The 242-nt window shown below is 52.9% G+C and carries 2 tRNA genes; both read left to right on the plus strand.

What is annotated here, in order from left to right:
- Positions 1–77 precede the first annotated feature (77 nt).
- Positions 78–161 (plus strand) — tRNA-Leu (locus LPC13_RS16830).
- A gap of 5 nt (positions 162–166) precedes the next feature.
- Positions 167–241, plus strand: a tRNA-Gly gene (locus LPC13_RS16835).
- Position 242 lies beyond the last annotated feature (1 nt).

The raw sequence follows: 242 nt of genomic DNA on the forward strand, positions 1-242 counted from the left end.
TACTAGCTCAGTCGGTAGAGCACTTGACTTTTAATCAAGGTGTCCGGGGTTCGATTCCCCGGTAAGCCACCAAAAATGCAGATGTGGCGAAATTGGCAGACGCACTAGACTTAGGATCTAGCGCCTTTGGCGTGGGGGTTCGACTCCCTTCATCTGCACCATTTATGCGAAAGTGGCTCAATGGTAGAGCGCCACCTTGCCAAGGTGGATGTTGCGGGTTCGAGTCCCGTCTTTCGCTCCAA

Origin of the sequence: Clostridium celatum (assembly GCF_021412605.1) — a bacterium.
Classification (GTDB): domain Bacteria; phylum Bacillota; class Clostridia; order Clostridiales; family Clostridiaceae; genus Clostridium; species Clostridium celatum.